We start from the raw sequence: 26,604 nt of genomic DNA, 5'->3' as shown, positions 1-26,604 counted from the left end.
CATTTGGCGGGGCTTTGTCATTGGCCGGTCGCACATCCGAGCCCGCTTTTCGGCGTGCGTATGCATTCATGTCGGAGCCTTGGCAGCGGAAGGAATATCCAGCCAGCCGTCGTCGATTTCGGGCAGTGGGATGGCCGCGATCAGGTCGCGCGTGTAGGTCTGTCGGGGATTTTCGAAGAGAGCGTCCGGCGCGCTCGCTTCGACGATCCTGCCTTCGCGCATGACGATGACCTGCCGGCACAGCCGCCGGATGACCGACAGATCGTGGCTGATGAAGGCGACCGTCAGCCCCATCTCCTCCGCCAGTTTCTCCAGAAGGGTGAGGATCTGCGCCTGCGTCGAGACGTCGAGGCCGGAGACGATCTCGTCGGCCAGCACGAATTTCGGCGCCAGCGCCAGCGCGCGCGCTATGCCGACGCGCTGGCGCTGGCCGCCCGACAGTTCGTGGCGGTAGCGGCCGGCGAAGCTCTGCGGCAGGCCGACGCGCTGCAAGGCCTCGGCCACGCGGTCCCTGAGATTGTCGCCAAGCCCGTTCTGCTTCAGCGGCGCGGCAATGATGCTGGCAATGGTGCGGCGCGGGTTGAGCGACGACATAGGATCCTGGAAGATCATCTGCAGATCGCGGCGCAGCGGCCGCAACTCCGCCTCCGGCAGATGTGTGATGTCTATGCCGTCGAAGCTGATGCTGCCGGCGCTGGGCTCCAGCAGTCGTACCAGGGCACGGCCGAGCGTCGACTTGCCGGATCCGGACTCGCCGACGATGCCGGTCACCGATCCCTTGGGCAGGTCGAAGTCCAGGCCTTTTAGGATTTCCGCCAGCGGCGCGCGGCCGATCAGCGGCTTGCGGGTCATGTCGGGCAGCGCGACTTTCAGACCGCGCACGGAAAACAGCGGCTCAGCCATGCGGTCGCCTCCACGCCTGGTCCGCGGCCGCAATCTCCGTGGCAAGCCCGGCCAGCACTGCCTCGTCGACCGGCTTTAGCGAGGCGAGGGGATCGGTGTAGCGCGGCGTTGCCGCCATCAGTGCCCGTGTGTAGGGGTGCTGCGGTGCCGCGAAGAGGGCAGCTGTTTCGGCCTCTTCCACGACCTTGCCGGCATAGAGCACCGAGACCTTCTGGCTGATCTTGGCGACGACGCCGAGGTCGTGGGTGACGAACAGGATCGCCGTGCCGTGTTCGCGCTGCAACGCAGCGATGAGCCGCAGGATCTGCTTCTGCACGGTGACGTCGAGCGCCGTGGTCGGCTCGTCGGCGACGATCAGCCGGGGCTCGGCGGCGAAGGCTGCGGCGATCAGCACGCGCTGGCGCATGCCGCCGGAAAGCTCGTGCGGGTAGCTTTTCAGTACCCGGTCGGGGTCACGGATCTGCACCTCGTCCAGCAATTGCCGGATGCGGGTTTCGGCCCTCTCGCCGCTCCAGCCGAGGATGCGCACCAGCCGGTCGGTCGTTTGCGGGCCGATGCGGCGCGACGGGTTGAGCGCGGTCAGCGGATCCTGCGGGATCAGTGCGGTGCGCGCGCCGATCAGCGTGCGCCGTGCCTTCGGGTTGAGCTTGCCGAGGTCTTCGCCCTCGAGCCGCATATCGCCCTCGACGATGCGCACGCTCGACGGCAAGACGCCAAGTACCGCCTTGCCGATCATCGTCTTGCCGGCGCCGCTTTCACCGACCAGTGCTCGCACTTCGCCGGGCTGCACGGCAAGCGACACCGAGCGCAGCACGCGCTGGCCGTTCGGCAGCACGGCGCTCAACTCCTTGATATCGAGACAGGCGCTCATCGCAGCACCGGATCGAAACGTGTCTTCAGCGCCTCGCCGAACTGGCTGAACGACAGCACGGTCAGGATCAGTGTGATCAGCGGGAATACCAGCACCCACCAGGCCTGGTGGATCGACAGCCGGCCCTCGGCGATGATGCCGCCCCAGGTCGGGTCGTCGGTCGAGATCGACAGGTTGACGAAGGACAGGATCGCCTCGACGATGACGGCGATGCCCATTTCCAGCGACAGCAGCGCCACGATCGATGGCACCACATTGGGCAGCACTTCGCGCAGCATGATGCCGATGCGGCCATAGCCGGCGATGCGGGCGTTCTCGACATAGTCCATGCGCGACTGGCCCATCGCCTCGGCGCGGATGACCCGGCAGAAACGCGTCCAGTCGATGATCGCGATCGCCAGGATGACAGAGCTCAAACCCGTGCCGAGCACGGCAACCAAAAGGATGGCGAACAGCACCGGCGGGAATGCCATCCAGACATCGACGATGCGCGAGATGATGCGGTCGGCCCAGCCGCCGAAATAGCCAGCGATCAAGCCCAGGGTCGAGCCGACAAGGCAGGCGGCGCTGGCGGCGGCGAACGCAACGATGAAGGCGATGCGCCCGCCGAAGATCAGGCGTGACAAGAGATCCCGGCCGAGGCTGTCGGTGCCCAGCCAATAGCCGGGCTCCGCGCCATCGAGCCAGAACGGCGGCAAACGTTCGAGCATAAGATCCTGCGCGAGCGGGTCCCGCGGCGCGACCAGCGGCGCCAGGATCGCCGCCAGCAGCACCAGCAGCAGCCAGCCGCCGGCCAGCCAAAGCCTGGCGCTTGAGCCGTGTCTCGAGATGCGGCTCTCATCCATGGCGCAGCCTCGGATTGAGCAGGGCGTACATCATATCCACCGCGAGATTGATCAGCACGAACAACAGCGCGAAGACCAGCACGATGCCCTGGATCAGCGGCAGGTCGCGGTTGATGACCGCGTCGATCGCCATGTTGCCGAGACCCTCATAGGAAAACAGCCGCTCGACGATGACCGTGCCCCCGATCAGGAAGGTGAACTGCACGCCGACCAGCGTCAGCGTGGGCAGGGCGGCATTCTTCAGCGCCTCGCGCAGGATGACCTGCGTTTCCGAAAAACCCTTCACCCGCGCCAGCACGACATAGTCGAGGTCGAGCACTTCCTTCAGCGATTGTTTCAGTAGCTGCGAGATGATCGCCGCCAGCGGCAATGCCAACGCCACTGCCGGCATAAGCATGTGCTTCAGGAGATCCCATGTGAGATCGAGGCGGAGCCGAAGCAAGCTTTCGAACAGATAGAACTGGCTGACGAAGGGCAGGTCGAGTTGCGGCGAGACCCGGCCGGAAATGTCGAAGATCGGCACCAGCACCCCGAACAGCAGGATCAGCACCAGGCCCCAGAGGAAGTCGGGAATGGAAAGTGCCGCCCCGCTGGCGATGTCGATGCCGGCTTCCACCGCCGTGCCTCGTTCGCGGGCGCCGAGGATGGCCGTCGTCCCCCCGATCGCCACCGCCATGATAAGCGCGACGATGGCGAGTTCCAGCGTTGCCGGCAGCCGGTTGAAGACAAGCCCGAGCACGTCTTGCCGCAGCGAGATCGAGGTGCCGAAATCGCCTTTGACGACGCCGGACAGCCAGATGAAGAACTGCTCGACAATCGTCTTGTCGAGGCCGTAGAGCGCCCGCAGCCGGGCGATGTCGACATCGGTCGCGCCGGGCGGCAGCATCATGGCGATCGGATCGCCGGGAGCGATGCGGATCACGACGAAGACGACGACGGCCACGCCGAACAGCGTGATCAGCATCGTCAAAAGACGGATCAGGAATCGTTGCAGGAGCATGTAAATCTTTGCTGGAGCCCGGAGGCTCGTATGCCGAAAGAAGATGCGCGCCGTCGCTATGGACGGCGCGCGGCAAACCCGGGCCGATATTAGGCCGGGGTCATCAGGGCCGGTAGCAGCGCGCCGGACACATGCTGGACGACGTTGACACCCTTGGCATGAACGATTGGCTGCGCGTACTGCATCAGCGGCAGCACATAGGCCTGCTCGGCGATATATTTGTCCACCGCCTTCCAGCCGGCGATGCGCTTGGCCTCGTCCTTCTCACCCCACAGCGGGTTGATCATGTCGATCAGATCCTGGCTGTCCCACACCGAGTGCGGGCTCGGACCATACATGGCAAAACCGGTCGAGGTGGTCGGGTCGCCGATGGCATTGCCCCAGTTGTAGAAGGCCGCCGGCGCCAGCTTGTCGGCGGCGCGCAGTTCGTAGTGCTTGGCGATCTCGTAGACCTCGATCGTCGCCTCGATGCCGACCTTGCGCCACATGCCGACGATCGCCTGGATCATCTCGTAGTCCTTGGGCTTGAAGCCCTTGGTCGTCTGGATGGTGAACTTGACCGGCTTTTCCGGCGAATAGCCGGAAGCGGCCAGCAATTGCTTGGCCTTTTCCGGATTGTGCTCGACCTTGATCGACGCGTCGTAGGCCGCGTATTCCGGCGTTTCCAGCGTGGCGAGCGGCTGGCCGTAGCCGCGCAGCAGCCGCTTGACCAGAAGCTCCTTGTCGACCGCCATGACGGCTGCCTGGCGCACGTTCTTGTCCAGCATCGCCTCGACGTCGTTGAAGAAGATCATGCCGATGTCGGAAACATTCTTGATCGAGCCGGCAAGACCGTCCTTGGCGATCAGGCGGTCATACTCCTCATAGGGAATCTCGAGCGTCACCTGCGAGGAGCCGGACTCGATTTCGGCGACACGGCTCGCCGCGTCTGTGACGAATTTGATCGTCACGTTCTCGAATGCCGGCTTGCCGCCCCAGTACTTCGGATTGGCCTTCAGCCGCAGGAAGGCGTTGCGTTCGAACTTCTCGACCATGTACGGGCCGGTGCCGATCGGAGCCTTTTCGAAACCTTCGGCGCCCACCTTCTCGTAATAGGCCTTCGGCATGATGTAGCCCGTGAGGAACGACATCCACTTGAAGTAGACCGGGTCGAACTGCACGACATCGCCCGTGATCTTGTTGCCCTCGATCTTGAAGTTGTTGACGTTCTTCCACACGAACTGGATCGGGTTGCCGGTCTTTTCATCGCCGGCCCGCTGCAACGACCAGACCACGTCCTCGGGCGTGAACGGCGAGCCGTCATGCCAGGTTACGCCCTCGCGCACCGTCATCATGATCTTGGTGCGGTCGTCATTCCAGCCCCACTCGGTGAGCAGCCCCGGCGCGAAGGACAGGTCCGGCTTCTGCGGGATGAACTGATCGAACACCGACTGGTAGAGGCCCTGGATGGTCGGGTTGACCGCCGAAGGTCCGGTGGTCGGATCCCAGGACGGCAGGTTGACATTGTAGGCGATGGTCAGTTCGCCGGCCGCCGCCCCGGCGATCTTCGGCAGGCCGATGGCCGTCGCCCCGAGTGCGGCGGCACCGTATCCGAGCAATTCGCGTCTGTTGATTGTCATGGTCGTTCCCCTTGTTGGTTTTTCTGTTTTCCGTGCACGGCTTCGTTGTTTGATCAGTGGGTTCCCTGGGCAACCGTACCTTGCCTTGCTCCACCCCAATGCCTTTCGGCTGCTACCTCCCGCCAAGCTGTTGCGCCAGCATGAAGCCCGAGGCGGCACCCGTGCCGGCGCCCGGCCATGTGGCGGCACCGGTGAGATGCAGATTGGCCACAGGCGTGTTCCAACCGGCGTAGCCGCGTGCCGGGCGAAACAGGAAATTCTGTGCCAGGTGGTGGCTACCACAAACCTGGTCGCCGCCGACGAGGTTCGGGTTCTCGCGCTCGAGGTCGATGGGCGAGAACACGGCCTGGCCAAGGATCTTGGCTCGCAGGCCGGGCGCGTAGGTTTCGACGATGTCGAGCACGCGCTCGGCATAGCGATCCTTGACCTGATCCCAATGCGCGGGCGTGATCTTGCCGGCGGCGTCGCCAAGGATTTCTGCCGGCAGCATGCGCACCTGCACCCACAGCACATGCTTGCCTTGAGGCGCGCGCGACGGATCGACCGCGGTTGGTTGGCCGAGGACCAGCACCGGCTCGTCCGGCAGCACGCCCGCCATCGCCTGCTGATAGGTGCGCGACATGGCGTCGAGCGACGGTGACAGATGCACATAGGCGAACTGCCGCAACTCGGCGCCGGCGCGCCAGTCCGGCAGATCGTCCAGCGCCAGATGGATCATCATGGTGCCCGGCGCGTGGCGGAATTTTTGCATCGCCGTGTTGAAGCCGGCGTCGCCGGAACCGTTGGGCAAAAGCGTGCCGGCCAACGCCTTGGGTGCAACGCCGGCAATGACCGCCCTGGTGGCCGTGTGCGTCTCACCGGACTTGAGCCGCACACCCGTCGCCTTGCCGGCCGAAACCGTGATTTCGGCCACCTCGGCGTTGGTGAAGATCTTGCCGCCGGCGCCCGTGACCATCCCCGATAAGGCACGAATGATGGTGTGGGCGCCGCCCTTGCCCAGCACCATGCCGAAACTCTGGTTGGCCATGGATTCCAGATAAGGGAACACGGCACCGCCTGCGATGTCGGGCGCAAAGTCGAGATGCATGCCCCAGGTGGCGAGCGTCGCCCGCACATGGGGCGACTCGAAAGTCTCCTCCAGCCACGCGCGGGGCGAGGAAAGCAGCAGGCGCCCGGTATCGAGCGCGCCGGTAAGGCCCTTCTTGCGCCAAAGGTTCCACGCCGTGCCGGCAAGGGCGCGGGCGCTCATCGGTGATCCCAAGAGGCGAAACAGATGCTCTGCTTCCGCCGGGAAGGCGGCGACCAGCTTGCGCCACGTGGCGGCATCGGCGGCGGAGAAGGCAGCCATGCGCGCGGCCGTCTTTTCCAGATCGTTGCTGACGCCGAACCAGCGTCCGTCCGGGAAGGCGCTGGCGAAACAGTCGGCGACCGGCGCGAATTCCAGCCCGTGGGCGTTCAATTCATTTGCATATTTCCGGTGGAAGGCCGAGCCGGCGAACAGGCTCAGATTCATCGCACCGAAATCGTGCCGAAAACCCGGCAGCGTGAACTCGCGGGTCTGGACGGCGCCGCCGATCGTTGCACTGCGCTCAAAAACCCCGGTTCTCCAGCCTTTGAGTGCCAGATGCGTGGCGCAAGCCAGACTGTTGTGGCCCGCCCCGACAAAGATGGCGTCGAACTCGCTCACGCCCCGCACCCATTTCCTTTATGCTTAAAGATAATTGCAGATGCATATGTTTTCGTCTAGTAGGATATTAAGGGCCGAGACGAGCCTTCAGCACATCAGACAAGAGGGAACAGAGACCATGGACACGCAACAACTCCTCGGCGAAGTCGCCGGCCAGCTTCTTTCAGGCGCCATCAAGGTGGTCGACCTGTCGGCGCCGCTCGGTCCTGACACGCCGCTGATCAAGCTGCCGCCGGAACTTGCCGTCGACACGCCGAAGGTCGAGATCCATAACATCTCCCGTTACGACAAGAATGGTCCCTGGTGGGCCTGGAACTGGCTGAAGCTCGGCGAACACTCGGGCACGCATTTCGACGCGCCGCAGCACTGGATCAGCGGCAAGGATTATCCGGATGGCGCCACCGACACCATTCCGGCGCAGAACTTTATTGGTCCGGTCAATGTCATCGACTGCTCCAAGGAAGCCGCCGCAGACCATGATTTCCTGCTCACCGTCGATCACATCAAGGCGTGGGAAGCCAAGCATGGCGCCATCAACGCCGGCGAATGGGTGGTGATGCGCACCGACTGGTACAAGCGCAACGGCTCGGAAGCCGAATTCCTCAACGCCAACGAGACCGGCCCACACACGCCCGGCCCGACGGCGGAAGCAATCCAGTTCCTGATCAGCAAGGACATCAAGGGCTGGGGCTCGGAGACGATCGGCACCGATGCCGGCAAGGCCGGCGGCATGGAGCCGCCATTCCCGGCCCACACGCTGATGCACAAGGCCAACCGCTATGGTCTGGCCAGCCTGTGCAACCTCGACCAGTTGCCGCCGAAGGGCGCCATCCTGATCGCCGCGCCGCTCAAGATCGAGCACGGCACCGGCAGCCCGATCCGCGCCCTGGCGCTGGTGCCGGGCAAATAGGGCGAAGTGGATCTTCGGGAGAAGATCATGCGCGCGGGCGATGCGATAGGGAGGCAGACTGGCGGCGCTCGCGCTCTACGGCGCCCCCCTCTGCCCTGCCGGGCATCTCCCCCACTTGGGGGGAGATTGGCGGCTCGGGCGCCGCATACCATCCTGCGACGTTGGAAATTGGCGAAAGCCGAGATGACGGCCAATCTCCCCCCTTGTGGGGGAGATGCCCGGCAGGGCAGAGGGGGGCGCCGTAGAGCGCTGTCCCACGCAATTGAATCCCACCCGCCGACGAAAAGCCACCGCCAATGAACGCCCCCGACCACATCATCGTCGGCAGCGGCATCAACGCGCTGGTCTGCGCGGCGATGCTGGGCGGCAAGGGCGCAAAGGTACTCGTGCTGGAGCGCAGCGACCGCATTGGCGGCTGCATGCGCACCGAGGAAATCACCGCGCCCGGTTTCATCCATGATGTGATGGCGACGACATTCGTGCTGTTCATTACCTCGCCGGCTTACGCGGCGCTGGGCAAGGACTTGGCCCGGCATGGCCTGGAGTTCTGTCACGCGGCCACCCCGACGGGGGTGCTGCGGCCCGACGGCAGCCATGCCGTGCTCAGCACCGACCGCGCCGCCAACATCGCCGCCTTCAATGCGATCGCCGCAGGCGACGGCGACCAGCACGCCGAGGATGTCGGCGGCATCGAGCGCAATGCCGGGCTGCTGTTCGGCCTGCTCGGCGGCAGCCTGTGGACCTACCCGACGGCGAAGCTGCTCGCCGGTGATGCCTGGCGGCGGAGCCCGCGCGGGCTGGCCGCCTTTCTCGGCGATGCGTTGGTGCCGGCGCGCGGATGGCTGGAGAGCACCTATCGGTCCGAAACCATACGCGCGCTGTGGGCACCGTGGGTCCTGCATGCCGGACTTGGGCCGGAAGATGCTTTCTCCGGCCAGATCGCCAAGGTCATCGCCTTCGCGCTGGAAGCTGCGGGCGCGCCGATCGTCAAGGGCGGGGCGAAGAACCTGCTGTCGGCCTTCGAGGCGCTTGTCAAAGAGCGCGGCGGGGTCATCTCCACCGAGGCCGACGTTGCCTCGATCATCCTGACCGAAGGTCGCGCCACCGGCGTGCGGCTGGCCTCGGGCGAAACCGTCCATGCGAAGAAGAGCGTCATCTGCTCGGTCACGCCAACGCAGCTTTACGGTCGGCTGCTCGGCAGTGACGGCCCCAAAACCGACGTCGAAGCGACGCAAAAATACCGCTACGGCAAAGGCAATTTCCAGATCCACTATGCCCTCGACAAGCCGCCTTCATGGCGAGGCCAGGGGTTGGACAAGGTGGCGCTGCTGCATCTGACGCCTGGGTTGGACGGGGTATCGAAGGCCTGCAACGAGGCGGTGCGGGGCATGCTGCCCGAAGTGCCGACCATCTGCGTCGGCCAGCCGCACGCGCTCGATCCCTCGCGTTGCCCGCAAGGCAAGGCGATCCTGTGGCTGCAACTGCCCGAGGCTCCCCGTCACATCAAGGGTGATGCCGCCGGCAAGCTGCAGGCACCGGCGGACGGGCAGTGGACCGACGCGCTGCGCGAGGCCTATGCCGATCGCGCCGAAGCGATCCTTGCCAGTCATATCGATGGCTTCAAGGACAGCGTCATCGCGCGCCGCGCCTATTCGCCTGCTGATCTCGAAGCGATGAACATCAATCTGGTCGGCGGCGACCCCTATGGCGGGTCCTCGACCGTCGACCAGTCCTTCCTGTGGCGGCCGTTCAAGACCAGCCGCAATCACCAGACCGGCATCAAGAACCTCTACCATATCGGCGCCTCGACCCATCCGGGCGCGGGCCTCGGCGGCGGCTCCGGCTTTCTCCTGGCGGGGAGACTGTGATGGAGCAGAAAATCGCGGAAAAGCGCCAGCGCATTTCGACCTTGGGCCAGATCGGCCTGCAGCAATTCGCGCCCTATCTGATGAACCGCATCATGGGCCGCTACAACGCCACCTTGCGCGACGATTTCCGCAAGCAGGGCCTGACCATTTCGCAGGTGCGGGCGCTCGCGGTGCTGTCGGTCACCGACGGCGTCACCGTCAACGACCTCTCGGTCTATACGGTGATCGAGCAGTCGACCTTGAGCCGCACGCTCGACACCCTTGAGGGGCAGGGGCTTGTGCGGCGCGAGCAGGGGGTTAGCGACAGTCGCATCCGCCATGTGTTCCTGACCGACGAGGGCCGCACCGAGTTCACCCGTGCCTGGCCGGCCATGCATGACGCTTTCGAGGCCATGTTCGACGATGTCGACGATGCCGAATATGCAGCGCTGATCGCGACATTGCAGAAGATGCTGAAGAACATTCGCAAGCACGACATCTAGAGCTACGCGCCGCCGAAGCCGGGCGGCAACGGAAGGAGGCCAAAAATGGCCGAACGGTCTTTTGCCAAGGAAGTCGAAAAGCTGAGGCTCGGCGCGGGCGAGGAATTTGCCGGCGAAGGCATCCTCGCCATCACCAAGGCGCTGCTGCAATGCGGCGTCGGCTATGTCGGCGGCTACCAGGGTGCGCCGATCAGCCATCTCATGGACGTGCTGGCCGACGCACAGAACATTCTGGGCGAACTCGGCGTGCATTTCGAGGCGAGCGCCTCGGAAGCCACCGCCACCGCCATGCTGGCGGCCTCGGTGCATTATCCGATCCGCGGCGCGGCGACCTTCAAGTCGACGGTCGGCACCAATGTCGCCTCCGACGCGCTCGCTAATCTGGCATCTGGCGGCGTCACCGGCGGCGCGCTGATCATCGTCGGCGAGGACTATGGCGAGGGCTCCTCGATCATGCAGGAGCGCAGCCATGCCTTCGCCATGAAAAGCCAGGTCTGGCTGCTCGATCCGCGCCCGAACCTGCCCTCGATCGTCAAGGCCGTGGAAGACGGCTTCGAGTTGTCCGAGGCCTCCAACACGCCTGTCATGCTGCAGGTGCGCATCCGCTGCTGCCATGTCCACGGTCATTTCACCGCCAAAGACAACAAGCGGCCGCCGATGACGGTGGCCGATGCGCTGGAGGCGCCCCGCCGCGACACCGGCCGCATCGTGCTGCCGCCCGCTTCCTTCCTGCACGAGAAGGAGAAGGTCGCGAAGCGCTGGCCGGCGGCGGTGGATTTCATCAAGAGCCGCAAGATCAACGAGATCTTCGGTTCCGATCACGGCTCCGTCGGCATCGTCATGCAGGGCGGCATGTACAATTCCGTCATCCGCGCTTTGCAGCGGCTCGGCCTTGCCGACACCTATGGCGAGACCGACGTGCCGCTCTACGTGCTCAATGCCGTGTATCCGTTGATCGACGACGAGTTTCTGTCCTTCTGCGAAGGCAAGCAGGCGGTGCTGGTCGTCGAGGAAGGCCAGCCCAACTACATCGAACAGGCCTTTGCCGCCATGCTGCACAAGGCCGGGCGTGGCACCCGCCTGGTCGGCAAGGAGCACCTGCCGATGGCCGGCGAATATACCGGCCAGGTCATGCTCGACGGCATCGGCGCCTTCCTGCGCACCGAGGCGCCGCATCTTCTGCCCGGCGAAGTGCGGGCTCCCAACAAGGTCGGCGACGGCGTCGACACGGCGGACCTGATCAATGTCGTTCCAGGTCGACCGCCCGGTTTCTGCATCGGCTGCCCGGAGCGGCCGATCTTTGCCGCGACAAAACTGGTCGAACAGGAACTCGGCAAGCACCACATCGCGTCCGACATCGGCTGCCACCTGTTCTCGATCATGCCGCCCTTCGAACTCGGCGCCACCACAATGGGCTACGGGCTCGGCCCGGCCTCGGCCTCGGCCTTCAATTCACCCGACGCCAAGCGCCGCTCGATCTCCTTCGTCGGCGATGGCGGCTTCTGGCACAACGGCCTGACCTCCTCGATCGGCAATGCGGTGTTCAACAAGAACGACGGCGTCATCGTCATCGTCGACAATTTCTACTCGGCCGCGACGGGAGGACAGGATATCCTGTCGTCTCGCGCCGGCAACAAGACCAAGTCGACGAAGCATCCCATCACCGAGGCCGTGAAAGGTATGGGCGTCAAGTGGCTGCGCCATGTCGACCGCACCTATGACGTCGGCAAGATGCAGGACACGCTGCGCGAGGCGCTGACCACGGACGAGAAAGGCCCGAAAGTCATCGTCGCCTCGTCGGAATGCATGCTCAACCGCCAGCGCCGCGAAAAGCCCCTGGTCGACAAGGCGATCAAGGGTGGGACGCGCGTCGTCAAGCCGAAGTTCGGTGTCGACGAGGATATCTGCACCGGCGACCACGCCTGCATGCGGCTGTCCGGCTGCCCGTCGCTGTCGGTGAAGTCGCTCGACGATCCGCTGCGCGACGATCCCGTCGCGAGCATCGACCAGAACTGCGTCGGCTGCGGCAATTGCGGCGAAGTCGCCGATGCGGCGGTGCTGTGCCCGTCCTTCTATCGCGCCGATGTCGTGCACAATCCGAGCCGCTGGGACCGTTTCCTCGAGAGCGCCCGGCGCGCCGTCATCGGTCTTTTGCAGCGTCGCCGCGAAGGCCGCCGTCTGGTGTTCGCCGATGCTTGATCACAACGCCTCATTACGCCCGAAGACAGGCGCCGCCGACGACGAACGCGTTATCAAGCTTGCGGTGCTTGCCGTCGGCGGCCAGGGCGGCGGCGTGCTTGCCGATTGGATCACCGACGTCGCCGAGCGCAACGGTTACGTGGCGCAATCGACCTCGGTGGCCGGCGTCGCCCAGCGCACCGGCGCCACCATCTACTATGTCGAGATGGCCCGTGACACCGGCCGCCTGCCGGTCTTCGCGCTGTCGCCCTCGCAAGGCGACGTCGACATATTGATCGCCGCCGAGCTGATGGAAGCCGGCCGCGCCATCATCCGCGGCTTTGTCACTCCCGACCGCACGACGTTGATCACCTCTTCGCACCGCATCGCCGCCGTGTCGGAAAAGATCGAGCCCGGCGACGGCAGGGCGTCGTCGTCGAAGGTGCACGCGACGGCTGAAGCCGCATCGAAGCGCTTCATCGCTTTCGATATGGAAAAGATCGCCGCCGACAGCGGCTCGATGATCTCGGCCAGTCTGCTTGGCGCGCTGGCCGGCTCCGACGCTCTGCCGTTCACGCGCGAAAGCTACCAGGAGGCGATCGGCGCCGGTGGCCGCGGCGTCAAGGCCAGCCTCGCCGCCTTCGCCGCCGCCTATGATCGCGCGCGCGGCACGGCATCATCGGCTGCGCCAAAGCCGGCGGAAGCGGCTGTCGTCGGCTCCGCCCTGGCCGCTGGACAGGTGAGTGGCCCGCAAGACCTCCTGCGAGGCTGGCAGGCCCTGGCCGCCCGCATCGACGTGATGCCCGTGGCGGTGCGCGACATGGCGCTGCGCGGTCTGCGAAAGGTCGTGGACTATCAGGACATTGCCTACGGACGCGAATATCTCGACCGCCTGGACAAAGCCGTCGTGCTGGACGGGCCTGATCGAGCCTATGCCCTCTCGATCGCCGCCGCCAAGCATTTGGCGAACGCCCTATGCTACGACGACATGATCCGCGTCGCCGACCTGAAGACGCGCTCGACCCGCGACAGGCGCGTGCGCAAGGAGGTCGGCGTCAGGGATGGCTCGGTCCTGCAGGTGACCGAGTATTTCCATCCGCGCATCGAGGAGTTCTGCGGCACGCTGCCGGCGGGGCTGGGCAGCTACATCGAGAACCGGCCGAAGCTCGCCGCCTTCCTTGACCGTCGCATCAATCGCGGCCGACGCATCCGTACCGATAGTTTTGCCGGCTTCACCGCTCTGTGGTTCATCGGCGGCCTGCGCCGCTGGCGCCGCCGCCTGCTGCGCCACAAGGTGGAAGCCGCACATCTGGAGAGCTGGTACGCGCTGGCGCTGGGCCATGCGCGTGAGGACTATGCATTGGCCGTCGAGATCCTGAACTGCCGCCGGCTGATCAAGGGCTACAGCGACACCCATGTCCGTGCCCAGTCGAAGTTCGACCGCGTGCTGTCGGCGCTCGACCTGCTCAAGGGGCGCGCCGACGCCGCTGACTGGATCAGGCGGCTGCGCGAGGCGGCGCTGAAGGACGAGAAGGGCGACATGCTCGACGGCGCCCTCAAGACGGTGGCGACGCTGGGGGCCGGGCCGACACACTGAGGCCGCGTCGCGCCGTCACCGTGTTTCGACTTGTGAATGAAGCGGCGCAGCTTGCGGGAAAAGATGCAGCAGTCCTGAATCGGCGCGGCGGCGCAGATGTGCCTCCACCTCGGCCCGGTCAGCACAGCCATGGAACCTGCCGCCGCAATGGTCACGCAACCGCACCAGATCAGACATGACGGGTGACATCGGCAGGCCGGCGGCATCGAGCAGGCTTGCGCTGAGAAAGGCAATATCGAGCGACGCCATATCGGGCATCGGGTGACGCAGTGGATGATGGAACGTCGTGAGGGTGTAGAAGGTGCGATAGGCGAGCGAGTCAAGCTTGGCCAGCGCGTCACTGCCTGCGGTCGCATCGACAAACGGCTTGGTTGCCGAGGACTGGTGGTCGCCGAATTCGAGCACCACGGCGCCGCGCGTGCCGGCCTCCGCTTCCCGTTGCTTAAGAAAATCCTGAAGGTCGCCGCGCGCGATCGCCATGCGGCGCAGATATTCGCCGACCTGGAAATCGTCCGCGAAAGGCTCGCCTTCCATCTTCAATCCCGGCTCCATCCGCCCCTCATAGGGCGAGTGCGGAAACATGGTCTGGATTTCGAGGAACAGTGGCCGGCCGTCTTCCCGGCGGTGCCTGGCGATGAATGCCTCCGCCGCGTGATAATAGAAACGGTCGCGCAGATGGTAGAAGGGCGCGGCGATATCCTTGATGTCGAGGACGTTCTCGAACCCGATCGACTTCAAGAAAGGCCCCTCGTTGACGAAGGTAAAGTCCATCGGCGTCATGACGGCCGTTCGATAGCCGCAGCGCGCCAGCAACTCCGGCAACGCGCCGGCGACCTTATCCTGTAGCGTGATCGTCAGATAGGGACTTCGCCAGCCGAAATCGGTGGCCGAAACCCCGGTCATCAAGGACAAATTGCTGATCCAGGTGCCGCCGCCGAACGTCTCGACCTGCATCGGGCGGGGCTCGCCGGCGGCAGGTGCAAATCGCTGCAGGAATCCCGCGCCGCTGGCGATCTGCGGAAAATAGCTTGGATCGGACTGGCTTTCGCTCAACACGAAGAAAATATCGGGAAGCGCTGCCCGGTCGCCGCAGTCGACCGTGTCGGCGAAGGGTGGCTGTGGCGCGACGGCCTGCAGCCGCTGCTCGAACGCCGGCTCGACGACCAGGTTGCGCAGATCCATCAGTGAGATGAAGAAGGCCGACATGTGCCGGCCCTGCATATAGTAGAAGTACCGGTCCTTCGAAGCCTCGGCGGGAAAGGTCAGCGGCACCAGCGTGACGAGGACGGCCAGAAGCAGGGCGCGCGCCGATGCGGGCCAGCCAAGCTTCCGGTCGGCGCGAAAGATCAGGATCGCTGCGGCGATGCCAACCACCAACGCCGCGGCGACAGGCAGGATGAGGTGGAGATAGGAGCCGAGCAGGAAGCGATACACTCCCGGATCCGAGGACACGAAGATCGTGTCGTAGAAGTGCAGCGAGAACCCCTTCATCCGGAACTTGACCGCCGAGATCAGCGTCACCAGGGCAACGGCCATCCAGGCGAGATAGACGGAAAAGGCGAGGCGCCCCGATGTCAGGAACACCGCTCCCGCGAGCGCCGCCACCAATGTCAGCGAGAACGGCACCGACAGCCATTCATGCTCGGCCCGGCCGGCACCAAAAACGCCCGCGAGGCTGATCAGCACCAACGCCAGCGGATGGCAGAGGGCCCGCAAAGGCCCTTGAAGTCGAGATATGGCTTTCCCCACGAACATGTCTGTGCGTTCCTTTGGGGGAGCTTTGTGTCATTTGCAGCTTTCGAACAATTCCATAGTAAATTTAACCTTAATCGCCATCTGCAACCGGAATTCAGACGACCAGATCGCGCATCGGCTTCATCGCCGCGGACTCCGGGAACACCTTGTCGCCGAGCACCGCCGCCGAAAGCCCGAACTGGTCGGCGAGCAGGCCTTTCAGCACCGCCCTGACATCGCTGGTCGGTGCCAGGTCGCGCTGCTCGTAGAGCTGGGCCGGCTTCAGGCCCGGCCAGTCGGCTATGACGCGGCCGCCCTTGATCGCGCCGCCGGCGAGCAGCACCACCGACCAGGGCGGCGTCCGGCGGCATGGAGCCTTTGGCCGGGATAGCCACGTCAGCTCCTTGTTCAGGCCCAGCGCGGCGCGTGAACCCGTTCTCGGCGCGATGCGCTCAGGTCGGATCGGTTGCTGCGGTCGAGGGGGCCAGGCCGGTGAAGCGGCTGGCCCCGCGCACGCTTACCAGTGGCGCCAGCGGTGCCAGACCCGATGTGGGTGCCAGACACGATGGGGGTGCCAGACGTGGAAGACCGGGCCGGGCCGATAATAACGCGGATACACAACCACCCGATTGGGCACGCAGCGCCCCCAGTGGTTGGGATGCCAGCCGGGGCCGCAACCCCATGCCACATGCTCGATCAGCGCCGGGGCGCTTGGCTGGGCCAGCATCGGCGTGGCGGATGCCGCCGCAACGGTCGCGGCCGTTCCGGTCAAGGCAAGCGCGGCGGCGGCCGCGTATTGTGTCAGACGGTTCATGACGATACTCCAAATGGTCTCGAAGTTGAAAACCTGTTCGCACCAAGCTGTCCGGCAGGTGTGCCCTTCTTGCCTTAAACGGCGGCTTCGGCGCATTCCGTCGGTGCTTATGGCGATTTTTTTGGCGCCGGCGGCAACCCGGCGCGTCTTGTCAGCCCCTCAGCCAGAACGCCGCGATCCTCTGCCGAACTTGCCGCGGCGAACTCGACGATGCGCTGCTCCAGCCGCATGCGCATGGTGACGTCGGCGTTGCGGGCCCGCTCGAGCGCGGCTGTCAGGGCTGCCGTGTCGAGGGTGGGCTGCCGCAGCAGGTCGGCGGCCTCGCGCCTGGCCTGCTGGCCGTCGAGGATGACCTGGCGGGATTCGCGCCGGACCTCACGCAACGCCTTGCGGAATATCCTGCGTTCCTGGTCCGGAAGCCGGCCTCCGACCGCTTCCAGCGAATAGCCCTGGCCCGCCTTGCCACTTCTCAGCCAGACTGCGCCGCCGGCAAGGGCGCCGGCCAGGAAGACGTTCAGCGCCACGGACGCGATGAGGAGCTTGCGGCCCGTGCTCATAGGTTTTCCTCGATCGTGTCGTCGGGACCGGCATCGCCGAACGCCGTCGTATTGGCGTCCAGCACATACTGATCGGGCTGAACCTCAGGCGTGGCGACGATCACCAAAGCCGATCCGGCAACCGCGCCGGCCAGGCCGATGCCGGCAAGTCCGAGCCCCAGCCACCACAAGCGCTGGCGCCAGCGTTGGGTGAGATGACCGTCGGCAGCCCTCACTATGCCGCCGTGCAGCGCCTTGCCGGGCGCCTCGACGCGATAGCTGTCGAGCAGGGCGTCGAGCTTGCCGGCATCCCTCAGAATGGCCGCGCCCGCGTCGCTTGCGGCAAGGATGCTGCCCGCCGCGCGTTCGGCCTGTGGCCATCGCCGCAAGTCGCCGCCATAGGCTGCCGCCAGCACGGCAAAGCGTTCGGCATCCATCGTCGGTGCGTCCCTGGATCGGTCAGACATCGGTCTTTCCCTTGCCTGTTGGCCCCTTGCCCGCTGGCATCGCGTGCCCGCACGGCGCGGCGATCATCGGAGCCGGCCGCCAGGCGGTGTCGGCAAGGCGCGAACGCTGCGCCTTCATGGCGGCGCGGTTTTCATTCATGGACACCGTCCCTGGCCAGGATCGCCTGCAACGCCCTGCGGCCGCGCGAAAGCAGGCTCTCCAGGGCATCGACGCTGATCTCCAGGGTCGTGGCCGCCTCGATGTTCGACATGTCCTGATAGTAGACCAGGATGATGGCTTCGCGCTGGCGCGGGGCGATGGCTTGCAGGGCCTGTTCGACGCGCTGCGCGTCTTCCCGCGGCTGGGCATCCGGAAGCGGCGCCGGGTCCATCACCTCCGGCAGATCGTCTGTCACCCATTCGCGGCGGCGGCGCAGCCGGTCGTAGCAGAGGTTCAGCGTCACCCGGTGGATCCAGGTGTCGAAGCGTGCATTGCCGCGCCGCCAGCCCGAGGCATAGCGCCAGATTCGGACGAAGGTCTCCTGCGCGACATCCTCGGCTTCTGCCGTGTCGCCCAGCATGCGCACGGCAAGCGCCAGGATACGCGGCAGTTTGCGCGCGACCAGCGTTTGCACGGCCGCCGGATCGCCGGCGCCGATACGACGAACCAGATCCTCGTCCGGATCCGCGCTCATCGGCTGGCGCACCCCTGATGGTCATCGCGTGCCATTACCCCCGTTCATTGCTCCGCCTTGGGAGCGGTTTTATGGCCCGGCATTTCGTCGACGCTCAGAACGCCGTCGCCATTCTTGTCCAGCCTGGCGAAGCGCTGGGCGAAGAACGCATCGAGCTCGGCGCGGTCGATGAAGCCGTCATGGTTCGAGTCGGCGCGCGCGAAGGACTGTGTCGGGTCGCCCTTGGTGCCGCGCTTTGCCTGGAGGGCCTCCCATTCCAGCAGGCTGATCTTGCCGTCGCCATCCGTGTCGGCGGCCATGATCGCCTTCTCACGCCGCTTCTGGAACTTGGCCAGCGTGATGTCGGGCCTGGTCTTTGACGTGGCTGGCGCGGCAGCGGGGGGCGGTGCAGAAGGGGACGTCGCGGCCGGAGGCTGTGTCGCCGTCTGGGCGAACGCCGTGGCGGTCAGCAGGCTCAAGGCAGCGGCAAGGATCGAACGGTGTATCATGCTGGCGTCTCCGGTTGGCGCGCTGCCATGGCATTGTGCCGTGGCGACGCTTCTTCCGTTAAACGCAGCGGCGGTAGAAATCCGTCGGTGACTTTTGTGCCGGCAGGCGCATGCCGCAACAACGCGCCCGATCGGGCGCTGCTTGCGCCATGTTCGAACCCTTCAGCCGAAGGGCAGGAACTAGAGCAATTCCAAGAAAAGTGTGTACGGTTTTCCCGGGAAAAGCGCGTAGCGCTTTCCCTATGGAATTGCGTAAAAACAAAGAGATAGAGCGTTTCGCCGCTTCCGCGAAACGGTGAACCGTTCTATGTCGATTGGTCCGCCACCACCAGCTGGTCCGGCTTGAAGCCGGCATGCTGCGGGGTCCATACATCGCCCTCGCGGTTGAACCAATGGCACATATATGTGCCGGAGGCGGCACCGTCGCTTATCGTCATCTTCGGGCCTCCGGACTTCAGCTTGACGACGTCTCCGGTCTTGAAACTGTTGGGCATTTTGACCTCCCATGCTGACGCCGGGAGTTTCACATCAAACCTCGGTCTCGACAATGGCGGATGCATTCGGCCAGCATCGCGATCCACAGTGCCAGGCGGCGTTTTGAGGTCGGGTCTCGGTCCCAGTTGTAGATTCGGTCGCAGTTGCAGCAATGTGTCTTGCCGTTTGCTGTCGAAATTGGATGTTGAAATTCCTGTTCGGCTGGTGGAGATTGATCCTCTGCTGAGTATTGAGCGCGGCTATCGCTTCGGCGATGCTGCCGATCTGGCACCATGAGTTTCGGACGGAGTTCTATCGAACCGTGATCAGAAGCAACAAACAACAGCAACCCGCATGCAGTCTCGTGCCGAATACAGTAGAGTTGCGACATTGAGTGAGAGAGGCTTGAAGCGCTTGGGGAAAAGCGAAGGGTTCCCATCAGAGCGCCGGAGGAAATGATTCGTCACGTTATGGTTGCTGCCTGCCCCAACGATCAAGCCGCTGATCAACGCCGGCTGGCAGGGGGGAGTACATGCCCGGGAAAGCATTGAGAGGAGGCCGGTTTGGCGAAGGCCAAGGGGATCGCTCTGGAGATTGCAGAGCATAGCGCAGCGAATCCCGATGCACAGAAGCCGCTGCGCAAGCGCTTGTTCGATCACCCGCTTCTGGTGGTTAAGCGGAAACTGTTATATCGCCTGCTGCATCCCCAGGCGCCACGGCACCCTGTGCCGCTTACAAAGCCGGTCCTCATCGTAGGCTCCGCGCCGGTCTCGAACCCGCCGGTGGGTTTTCAGCGCGATGCTTTCACACTCTTTACCGTGAATGGCTCGCAGACCGTGACTGCCCGCTGGGGGATGGGTACTCCTGACGCGACATTTCTTTACGTCAACCAACTTGACGCGACCAAGCCCAACGCTGTGGCCGTGCGCGCCGTCTTGACCGGCCAGGAGACCGATCTGCTCTGGATTGTGCGTGCACACCGCACGATGGAGGAATTGCGCTGCAACATCGCGGCCTTCAACTACCGCTGTCGCGACCTGCGCACGATGACCCGTCACCAGCGCATGGCGCTCTACGAAGCAGTGATGGGTGTGCCCAATTTCGAGATGCATCTGGAGGAGAAGTTCTCGACCGGGATCACGGCGGTCCTTTACGCCTTGCATAACGGCGCGCCGGCCGTGATCATCACGGGTATTGACCCAGGTTCGCACGGCCATGTGTACAACAAACTGAACATCGACCGGATGCACGTCGGTTCCGACCGTGCCACCCTGCTGGCGCTGTTGGCGCTCGGTTTCCCCCTTTATACGAGCGATCCGCATGTGGCGGGCTCGCTCGGTCTGCCACTCTGGACGGGCCAGGCCAGGAGATGTGAGGTCCAATAACAACGGTCGATGTGGCTTGCTGGTGAGCTGTCTCAAATGTGAGTGCGACGACCCGCTCGACAGGTCCGTCGTCAAGAGGCGCGATGCCGGTTGCTTGGCTCTTGTCGCGCAAAAACACCATCGACACCTTCAGAGATGAAACGCTCGTGGCAACCCGGACACACGGCATTGCGAATGTGCTTCTGGTCTTCCGCGTGCAGTGCTGCCATGCTAGATTCGTCTAAATTCACATCAGATTACAGAACTGCCACATGATACCAATCTACATTGGCTATGATCCGCGCGAATCCCGAGTTCTAGACGTGGCGCGATGGAGCGCCTATCGGCGGACAAGCACCCCGTTGCAGATACAGCCGCTCGTGCTCAAGGACCTTGTAGCCCAAGGAATCATGACGCGGCCGATGGAAGTACGTGACGGTAAGCTCTGGTGCCCGATTTCCGAGGCGCCGATGGCGACCGAGTTTGCCATATCGCGCTTTGCCGTTCCGTTCATGGGGCAAAGCGGCTGGGCCATGTTCTGCGATTGCGACGTCCTGTTTCTAAAGGATCCGGTCAAACTGCTCGATCTGCTCGATCCTTCCTACGCGATCATGGCGGTCAAGCACCAGCAACGCGAATCCGAAGCGGTCAAGATGGACGGACAAACGCAGACGTTCTATCGCCGCAAGAACTGGTCGTCGGTCGTTTTATGGAATCTGGATCATCCCGCCAACAAGCGGCTGACCAAGGAGATGCTCAATACGTGGCCCGGACGTGACCTCCACGCCTTCAAATGGCTTGAGGACCATGAGATCGGCGAATTGCCCCTGGCGTGGAACTACCTCGTCGGGGCTTCGGCTTCCGAACTCGATCCCGCCGATGTCTCGCTGGCGCATTATACGCTCGGCGGCCCTTGGTTTGCGGGTTGGTCCGGCACCACGCAATGGGACGAATTGTGGAGCCGGGAAGAGAGCATCCTGCGCGCGTTTGAGGAACAGGCGGTTCAGATTCCCGGATGAAAACTCCGCTTTCGGATCTCTTGCCAGCCTTCTCAAAGCCAATTCTTCGCCTGCCCAAGGCCACGGGTCCCGCCTTGGTGATGGGCTCGGCGCCGAATTTTCGCCTCCCGCAGGGACATGATGCCGATTGGGCACTTGTGACCGTCAATGCTTCCCAGCTTTTGGCGGAAACCGTCGGCCTCCCCGTTCCCGATATTGCCGTGATCCGCCGCGGCATTTTTGTCGACGCCAGCGAACAGGATTTCTACAAGCGTGATTTGTTGAGAGGACGGCAGGCAAAGCACCTGATCATCCCGGTTTGGCCTGATGTCGAGGACAAGCTGAAAGCCGGTTGTCGCACCTTCGACTATCATTATGAGACCTTGCAGGCGCTTACCAAATGGCAGCTTGCCAGCGTCGTCTGGCAGCTTAGCGGCAAGTATCATATGTTCCGCGGCTGGCACCGGAAGATCTCCACCGGGGCCTTCGCGATCATACTGGCGCGTTTCGCCGGTTTTGCCCCTGTCGTCGTCAGCGGGTTTTCCCTGTCCCAGGCCGGGCACGGATACGACACCCGAAACGCCTTTCGATATCACGCCAACGAAGATGCGGCCCTGCTTCGGCGGGTGGTGAGAAGAGGCGAACCGATCTACGCGGAGGACAAAGACTTCGCTGCCGAAAGTGGATTACCCTTGTGGCAGGGGCAGATGCCATGATGGCAACGGCAGCAGTGGCTGGGGAAGTGGTGCCGCTTGCGTGACTCGAACACGCGACCCCATCATTACGAATGATGTGCTCTACCAACTGAGCTAAAGCGGCCCGGGAAGCGTTAGGCCTCCAAGATGGGCTGGGTGATAGACTCAACCGACGGCGAATTCAAGATGGGCGATCGCGAATTCAGGATGCGGCCCGGCAATTCGTGTTGCGCGTCGTTCCGCCCCGACGCATCGCCGACAAAGCCGGCTGCCACGCCCTTACCGATCGGCCGGGACATTGCGCCTGGCCCCGTGCCTCCCTGCCGGCAAAGATCAATGAAGCATGTTGATTTCGTTGCCGGAATACCGCCAAGATGGACTTTGGACACTCCAACGAGGCAGAATGCGGACGCTCGCCCGTTGATTGATTGGTCGGCTGCGGCTAACGATCATGGCGAGGTTTGGGCAACGCACAGAGGGATCTCGCTTGGACGCAATCGAAAAAGCGATCCGGAACGCCCTCGAAAGAGGCAATGCCGAGGACCGCGCATACCGCGAAAAGGTCTATCGCTCGGCTTTCGCCGCGCTCGACCGCGCGCTCCAGGCCAATCCCGGCGTGACGGTGGAAGTCGCCATCAAACGCCGCAAGGCGATACAGGCCAAGATCACCGAAATCGAATCCGAATTCCTGCCGGCGGTGCCGGATGTCGCTCCCCAGGCTGAGTCCGATGCACCGGCGGTCGAGCTTCCGGCGAGCCCGGCTGCACCCGCCGCAACCGGCGAGAGCGCGGCGCCGCCCGCAGTTTCCGTCGACGAGCCTGCACAGCCGGCTGCCGATGCCCCGCGCTCGCGCGTCTTGCCGGTCGTTCCAGACATCATGCCCGACGCGACCCTTTCCGGCGTGCCGTCCATCGACATGTCGGCTCCCGCTTCGTCCGAAGCCACGGCTGAAGTGGCGCCCGATCGCGACGAGAGGCGCATCAGGGGCCGGCGCCTGCCGCTGACCGCCATCTTCCTCACCGTGACGCTGCTCGCCGCGGTCGGCATCGGCCTGTTTTTCGCCATGCAGACCGGCGTCTTCAAGACCCAGGCCCAGCTCGACACCGCGCCGCCCGAAGCGCCGCCGACCGTCGAGGACGACGATTTCACGCCGGCGGATGGCGAGACCGGGCCGGAAAAGCCCGGCGCTGCCGATCAGGCGCGCAACTGGATCAACGTGTTTTCGCCCACCGACCCGGCGCATGTCAGCGCTCCGTCGGACGCCAAGGCGGAAACGATGAAGGACGATTCCGGGCCATTCCTGCGCATCCAGTCCGGCGCTTCCGGTTCGGCGATCAGCTTCGATGTCGGGCAAGGCGTGCTGGAGAAGCTCGCCGGCAAGCACGCCGTGTTCGATATCGTCGCCCGCGCCGAGGACGGCAAGGACACGCAGATCTCGGTCGACTGCAATTTCGGCGAGCTTGGTGATTGCGGCCGCAAACGCTATGCGGTCGGCCAGCAGCGCAACGAATATCTCTTCGACGTGAAATTCCCCGACAAGCGGCCCGGCTCGGCCGGAACGATCGCCATCAACTCCGATTTCGACAAGCAGGGCAAGGCGGTCAACATTTACGAGATCCGCGTCTCCGTCGAGCCTTGAGCGCCGGCACGGGAGAGGGTGCGATCAACGATCGAGCAGCGCCTGCAGCGTCTCGATGCGGTCGGCCTCGTTGGCGGGCTTGTCCCAGCGCAGCCGCGAGATGCGGGGAAAGCGCATGGCAACGCCGGATTTGTGACGCGTCGAACGGTTGAGCCCTTCGAAGGCGACTTCCAGCACCAGCCCGTTGTCACGGTCGGCGCGCACCGAGCGCACAGGCCCGAAACGCTCGATCGTGTTGTCGCGGACATATTTGTCGATCTGCCTCAATTCCTCGTCGGTGAAGCCGAAATAGGCCTTGCCGACCGGCACCAGTTCCTCCTCGCCTTCCGCTCCGGACCAGACGCCGAACGTGTAATCGGAGTAGAAGCTCGAGCGCTTGCCGTGGCCGCGCTGGGCGTACATGAGCACGGCGTCCACCGTGTGCGGGTCACGTTTCCATTTGAACCAGGGCCCCTTCGGCCGGCCGGCGACATAGGGCGAATCCCAGCGCTTCAGCATCACGCCTTCGATGATCGGGTGCGGCGGCGCCCGGCGCAGTTCCTCCAGCGCCTGCCAGTCCGAGAACGCGACGAATGGCGAAAGATCGAAGCGGCTCGGGTCGAGCGTTTTCACGAAGGTTTCGAGGCGGACGCGCCGCTCCCGGAAGGGCAATCCCCGCAAATCCTCCGCGCCGACCTGCAAAAGGTCGTAGCAACGCATGAAAGCCGGATATTGCTGCTGCATCTTCAGTGACACCGTCTTGCGGTTCAACCGCTGCTGGAGGTCCGAGAACGTCCCTGTCGCTTCCCGGGGATCGCCGACCAGCAATTCGCCGTCGAGGGTGGCCGAGAAAACCATCGCCTCGGCGAGGTCGGGAAAGGCGCCGGAGACGTCGTCGCCGGTGCGCGAATAGAGCCGGCGGATGCCGCCTTCCGACACCGCCTGGACGCGGATGCCGTCCCACTTCCACTCGGCCGCGTAATCGGCGGGGTCGAGCCTGTCGAGATCGCCGTCGCCGACCGGGTTGGACAGCATCACCGGCCGGAACAGTGCCCGCGCGGCCCTCTCGGGCTTTGCGGCCTTGCCTTCCAGCCATGCGAACAAGGCTGTGTACGGCGGCGACAGCCCGTGCCAGAGTTCCTCGATCTCGGCGACGTCGACCTTGCCGAAATCCGCCAGTGCCTGCTTGGCCAGCCGCGCCGACACGCCGATGCGCAACCCGCCGGTGACCAGCTTGATGATGGCGAAGCGGGCCGAGATGCCGGCACTGTCGAGCAGGTTTGACAGCACTTTCGGGCCGTCGGAGCGGCTCGCCGCCTGCAGCTTCGCGACCACCTCACCGAGCGTCGGCTCACGGTTCGGTATGGTTCCGGGCGTCTGCGGCCAGACCAGCGACACGGTCTCGGCGAGATCGCCGACATAGTCGTAGGAATAGCCGAACAGCACCGGGTCCATGCGTTCGGTCACCAGCATGCGCAGCATCGCCGGCTTGATCGCGGCGATGTTGAGATCGCCGGTGATGGCAGCCAGCGCCAGCCCGCGATCAGGATCCTCGACGCTGCGGAAATAATCGGTCAGCAGCGTCAGCTTGCCGTTGCGCGACGGCGTCAGCACAAGGCGGTCGAGCAGTTCGGCGAAGCGATTCATGCCATCAATCGCCCTCGTCCTCATACCCCACCAGATGCAATGGCCGCGCAGCGATCCCTTCGAGTTCGCACCAGCGCACCAGCGCCTCCTCGCGCCCGTGTGTCACCCAGATTTCCTCTGCCCCGGTTTCCTTGATCGTGGCGGTCAGTTCGTCCCAGTCGGCATGATCCGAAATGATCAGCGGCAGCTCGACGCCGCCCTGCTTGGCGCGCTGGCGGATGCGCATCCAGCCCGAGGCGAAGCAGGAGATCGGATCGGGAAAGCGCCGCGCCCAGCGATCGGCGAAGGCGGCCGGCGGGCCGACGACGATGGCGCCGGTGAAATCATCCTTGCTGGCGCTCTCCACCGTCGCCGGCTCGAGCCTGCCGAGATCGATGCCCTGGCTCTGGTAGTAGTCGCTGAGCTTGGCCAGCGCGCCGTGGATATAGATCGGCTTGTCGTAGCCAGCGTCGCGCAACAGCCGCATCACCCGTTGCGCCTTGCCCAGCGCGTAGGCTCCGATGAGATGCGAGCGTTCGGGGAACTGCGCCGACGATTTCAGGAGCCGCGCGATCTCCTCCTCGTCCGGCGGGTGGCGAAACACCGGCAGGCCGAAGGTTGCCTCGGTGATGAACACATCGCACGCGATTGGCTCGAACGGCAGGCATGTCGCGTCCTGCTGCCGCTTGTAGTCGCCGGAGGCGACGATGCGCATGCCCTGACGCACGACCGCGATCTGCGCCGAGCCCAGCACATGGCCGGCCGGATGAAAGCTGATGTCGACGCCGTTGAAGGCAATTCGCTCGCCCAGTCTAGCCGCCTGTGTCGTGCCTGCAAAACCCTCGCCATAGCGAAGCCCCATGATGTCCAGTGTCTGCTGCGTCGCCAGCACCGAGCCGTGGCCGGAGCGTGCGTGGTCGGAATGGCCGTGCGTGATCAGCGCCCGGTTGACCGGCCGCACCGGGTCGATGAAGAAGTCGCCCGGCGGGCAGTAAAGGCCCTCGGGCCGGGGATGGAGCAGGTCGCTGGCGCGCATTGTTCCAAGATAGTGGCTAATTCGGGCGCGGGAAGCCTGTTGCAAGAGACTGCTGACTCGGCCTACAGCCAACCGCCGGGCAGCAGTCAGGCAACGCGGTCTGAGGCCTGCGGGTGCCTC

At 64.5% G+C, this 26,604-nt stretch carries 25 protein-coding genes, 1 tRNA gene and 2 pseudogenes; 9 read left to right on the top strand and 19 right to left on the bottom strand.

From position 1 onward, the window contains the following. Positions 1–66: 66 nt before the first annotated feature. From FJ490_RS20195 to FJ490_RS20170, 6 genes are all read right to left on the bottom strand, one after another. Positions 67–903, bottom strand: coding sequence for an ATP-binding cassette domain-containing protein (locus FJ490_RS20195; protein ID WP_140728847.1), 837 nt, complete (start codon positions 901–903; stop codon positions 67–69). Continuing rightward, on the bottom strand, positions 896–1,774 hold the full coding sequence (locus tag FJ490_RS20190; protein WP_140496969.1) for an ABC transporter ATP-binding protein: 879 nt from the start codon (positions 1,772–1,774) through the stop codon (positions 896–898). Before FJ490_RS20190 ends, FJ490_RS20195 begins: the two co-directional genes overlap by 8 nt. Continuing rightward, the gene (locus tag FJ490_RS20185) at positions 1,771–2,619 is read right to left on the bottom strand and encodes an ABC transporter permease (protein WP_140496967.1); all 849 of its coding nucleotides are present in this window, start codon (positions 2,617–2,619) and stop codon (positions 1,771–1,773) included. Before FJ490_RS20185 ends, FJ490_RS20190 begins: the two co-directional genes overlap by 4 nt. Continuing rightward, the gene (locus FJ490_RS20180; RefSeq protein WP_140564904.1) at positions 2,612–3,619 is read right to left on the bottom strand and encodes an ABC transporter permease; all 1,008 of its coding nucleotides are present in this window, start codon (positions 3,617–3,619) and stop codon (positions 2,612–2,614) included. The genes FJ490_RS20185 and FJ490_RS20180 overlap by 8 nt, the downstream gene beginning before the upstream one ends. Before the next feature lie 89 nt (positions 3,620–3,708). Further along, a complete protein-coding gene (locus tag FJ490_RS20175; RefSeq protein ID WP_140556779.1) occupies positions 3,709–5,238 on the bottom strand; it encodes an ABC transporter substrate-binding protein in 1,530 nt (509 codons plus the stop codon). A 112-nt stretch (positions 5,239–5,350) separates the two neighbouring features. After that, positions 5,351–6,925: an NAD(P)/FAD-dependent oxidoreductase gene (locus tag FJ490_RS20170; protein ID WP_140728848.1), complete on the bottom strand. Its 1,575-nt coding sequence runs from the start codon at positions 6,923–6,925 to the stop codon at positions 5,351–5,353. Positions 6,926–7,043: 118 nt separating this feature from the next. Here FJ490_RS20170 and FJ490_RS20165 point away from each other — a divergent pair, with 118 nt between their 5' ends. The 5 genes from FJ490_RS20165 to FJ490_RS20140 all read left to right on the top strand — a co-directional run bounded on the left by FJ490_RS20165 (position 7,044) and on the right by FJ490_RS20140 (position 13,960). After that, positions 7,044–7,835, top strand: coding sequence for a cyclase family protein (locus FJ490_RS20165; protein ID WP_140496959.1), 792 nt, complete (start codon positions 7,044–7,046; stop codon positions 7,833–7,835). Positions 7,836–8,131: 296 nt separating this feature from the next. Further along, a complete protein-coding gene (locus tag FJ490_RS20155) occupies positions 8,132–9,703 on the top strand; it encodes an NAD(P)/FAD-dependent oxidoreductase (protein ID WP_140728849.1) in 1,572 nt (523 codons plus the stop codon). After that, positions 9,703–10,185, top strand: coding sequence for a MarR family transcriptional regulator (locus tag FJ490_RS20150; RefSeq protein ID WP_140496955.1), 483 nt, complete (start codon positions 9,703–9,705; stop codon positions 10,183–10,185). The genes FJ490_RS20155 and FJ490_RS20150 overlap by 1 nt, the downstream gene beginning before the upstream one ends. 45 nt (positions 10,186–10,230) lie before the next feature. After that, positions 10,231–12,384 (top strand): indolepyruvate ferredoxin oxidoreductase subunit alpha, encoded by a 2,154-nt coding sequence (locus FJ490_RS20145; protein ID WP_140728850.1) that lies wholly within the window; start codon positions 10,231–10,233, stop codon positions 12,382–12,384. Beyond that, a complete protein-coding gene (locus FJ490_RS20140; RefSeq protein WP_140564895.1) occupies positions 12,377–13,960 on the top strand; it encodes an indolepyruvate oxidoreductase subunit beta family protein in 1,584 nt (527 codons plus the stop codon). The genes FJ490_RS20145 and FJ490_RS20140 overlap by 8 nt, the downstream gene beginning before the upstream one ends. Before the next feature lie 15 nt (positions 13,961–13,975). Here the strand turns inward: FJ490_RS20140 and FJ490_RS20135 are convergent, their stop codons facing one another. The 9 genes and pseudogenes from FJ490_RS20135 to FJ490_RS20100 form a co-directional block, all read right to left on the bottom strand. After that, entirely contained in the window at positions 13,976–15,715 is a 1,740-nt protein-coding gene (locus tag FJ490_RS20135) for a sulfatase-like hydrolase/transferase (protein WP_246672688.1), read from the bottom strand. A gap of 94 nt (positions 15,716–15,809) precedes the next feature. After that, positions 15,810–16,043 (bottom strand): annotated as a pseudogene (locus FJ490_RS20130) (hypothetical protein); the annotation flags it as partial. A gap of 168 nt (positions 16,044–16,211) precedes the next feature. Continuing rightward, positions 16,212–16,508, bottom strand: coding sequence for a hypothetical protein (locus FJ490_RS20125; RefSeq protein ID WP_140728851.1), 297 nt, complete (start codon positions 16,506–16,508; stop codon positions 16,212–16,214). Positions 16,509–16,615: 107 nt separating this feature from the next. Next, positions 16,616–17,065 carry a periplasmic heavy metal sensor gene (locus tag FJ490_RS20120; protein ID WP_140496947.1) on the bottom strand — a complete coding sequence of 150 codons (450 nt, stop codon included), beginning with the start codon at positions 17,063–17,065 and terminating at the stop codon, positions 16,616–16,618. Next, a complete protein-coding gene (locus FJ490_RS20115; RefSeq protein ID WP_140728852.1) occupies positions 17,062–17,511 on the bottom strand; it encodes a hypothetical protein in 450 nt (149 codons plus the stop codon). Before FJ490_RS20115 ends, FJ490_RS20120 begins: the two co-directional genes overlap by 4 nt. Next, entirely contained in the window at positions 17,504–17,650 is a 147-nt protein-coding gene (locus FJ490_RS32750; RefSeq protein ID WP_181165287.1) for a hypothetical protein, read from the bottom strand. Before FJ490_RS32750 ends, FJ490_RS20115 begins: the two co-directional genes overlap by 8 nt. Further along, complete coding sequence (locus FJ490_RS20110) at positions 17,643–18,185, bottom strand: RNA polymerase sigma factor (protein ID WP_140728853.1); 543 nt, start codon at positions 18,183–18,185, stop codon at positions 17,643–17,645. The genes FJ490_RS32750 and FJ490_RS20110 overlap by 8 nt, the downstream gene beginning before the upstream one ends. A 44-nt stretch (positions 18,186–18,229) precedes the next feature. After that, on the bottom strand, positions 18,230–18,673 hold the full coding sequence (locus FJ490_RS20105) for an EF-hand domain-containing protein (RefSeq protein ID WP_140728854.1): 444 nt from the start codon (positions 18,671–18,673) through the stop codon (positions 18,230–18,232). Positions 18,674–18,978: 305 nt separating this feature from the next. Further along, entirely contained in the window at positions 18,979–19,167 is a 189-nt protein-coding gene (locus FJ490_RS20100) for a DUF2158 domain-containing protein (RefSeq protein ID WP_140496939.1), read from the bottom strand. A 543-nt stretch (positions 19,168–19,710) separates the two neighbouring features. Here FJ490_RS20100 and FJ490_RS20095 point away from each other — a divergent pair. Continuing rightward, positions 19,711–20,532: a membrane-anchored protein gene (locus FJ490_RS20095; protein ID WP_246672686.1), complete on the top strand. Its 822-nt coding sequence runs from the start codon at positions 19,711–19,713 to the stop codon at positions 20,530–20,532. Between the two features lie 10 nt (positions 20,533–20,542). Here FJ490_RS20095 and FJ490_RS33140 read toward each other — a convergent pair. After that, positions 20,543–20,678: pseudogene (locus tag FJ490_RS33140) on the bottom strand (IS630 family transposase); the annotation flags it as partial. Positions 20,679–20,933: 255 nt separating this feature from the next. On the opposite strand from FJ490_RS33140, the gene FJ490_RS20090 reads away from it, so the two are divergent. Next, on the top strand, positions 20,934–21,530 hold the full coding sequence (locus tag FJ490_RS20090) for a hypothetical protein (protein WP_224646591.1): 597 nt from the start codon (positions 20,934–20,936) through the stop codon (positions 21,528–21,530). A gap of 80 nt (positions 21,531–21,610) precedes the next feature. Then, the gene (locus tag FJ490_RS20085) at positions 21,611–22,225 is read left to right on the top strand and encodes a hypothetical protein (RefSeq protein ID WP_246676719.1); all 615 of its coding nucleotides are present in this window, start codon (positions 21,611–21,613) and stop codon (positions 22,223–22,225) included. 27 nt (positions 22,226–22,252) lie between these two features. Here the strand turns inward: FJ490_RS20085 and FJ490_RS20080 are convergent. Continuing rightward, positions 22,253–22,328 (bottom strand) — tRNA-Thr (locus tag FJ490_RS20080). A gap of 363 nt (positions 22,329–22,691) precedes the next feature. Between FJ490_RS20080 and FJ490_RS20075 the strand changes: the two genes are divergently transcribed. Then, positions 22,692–23,843, top strand: a complete 1,152-nt coding sequence (locus tag FJ490_RS20075; protein ID WP_140496901.1) for a hypothetical protein — start codon at positions 22,692–22,694, stop codon at positions 23,841–23,843. 24 nt (positions 23,844–23,867) lie between these two features. Here the strand turns inward: FJ490_RS20075 and FJ490_RS20070 are convergent, their stop codons facing one another. Together FJ490_RS20070 and FJ490_RS20065 are read right to left on the bottom strand one after the other, a co-directional pair. Then, a complete protein-coding gene (locus FJ490_RS20070; RefSeq protein ID WP_140513094.1) occupies positions 23,868–25,469 on the bottom strand; it encodes a cisplatin damage response ATP-dependent DNA ligase in 1,602 nt (533 codons plus the stop codon). 4 nt (positions 25,470–25,473) lie between these two features. Beyond that, the gene (locus FJ490_RS20065) at positions 25,474–26,484 is read right to left on the bottom strand and encodes a ligase-associated DNA damage response exonuclease (protein WP_140728856.1); all 1,011 of its coding nucleotides are present in this window, start codon (positions 26,482–26,484) and stop codon (positions 25,474–25,476) included. Positions 26,485–26,604 lie beyond the last annotated feature (120 nt).

This window comes from Mesorhizobium sp. B2-5-11, assembly GCF_006440835.1.
Lineage (GTDB): Bacteria > Pseudomonadota > Alphaproteobacteria > Rhizobiales > Rhizobiaceae > Mesorhizobium.
The sequence above is the reverse complement of the archived record's forward strand: the minus strand, read 5'-3'. Positions and strand labels throughout refer to the sequence as shown.